The organism is Salmonella sp. NW177 (assembly GCF_051811585.1).
In the GTDB taxonomy this organism is placed as follows: Bacteria; Pseudomonadota; Gammaproteobacteria; order Enterobacterales; family Enterobacteriaceae; genus Salmonella; species Salmonella enterica.
This window is the reverse complement of the sequence record NZ_JAMMZV010000027.1, coordinates 1-521: the sequence shown is the minus strand read 5'-3', so window position 1 is coordinate 521 and position 521 is coordinate 1. Positions and strand designations below refer to the sequence as shown.

1 pseudogene is annotated in these 521 nt (G+C 64.1%); it reads left to right on the top strand.

The features are described from left to right. Window positions 1–521, top strand: a pseudogene (locus NA986_RS24330) (sodium-extruding oxaloacetate decarboxylase subunit alpha); the annotation flags it as partial.

The following is a 521-nucleotide window of genomic DNA, read 5'->3' as shown; positions in this document are numbered from 1 at the left end:
GCTATCGAGGCGGGCGTCGACGGCGTGGACACGGCGATTTCCTCCATGAGCGCCACCTACGGCCACCCGGCCACCGAGGCGCTGGTGGCGACGTTGGCAGGTACTGAGCATGACACCGGACTGGATATCCTGAAGCTGGAGAGCATCGCCGCGTACTTCCGCGAGGTGCGCAAAAAGTACCACGCCTTTGAAGGCCAGCTGAAAGGCTACGACAGCCGCATCCTTGTGGCGCAGGTGCCGGGCGGAATGCTCACTAACCTGGAAAGCCAGCTGAAGCAGCAGAACGCGGCGGACAGGCTGGACCAGGTGCTGGCGGAAATCCCCCGCGTGCGCGAGGACCTCGGCTTTATCCCGCTGGTGACCCCCACCTCACAGATTGTCGGCACCCAGGCGGTGCTCAACGTCCTGACGGGCGAACGCTACAAGACCATTGCCAAAGAAACGGCCGGCATTCTGAAAGGCGAATACGGCCACACCCCGGTGCCGGTGAACGCCGCGTTACAGGCCCGCGTGCTGGAAGG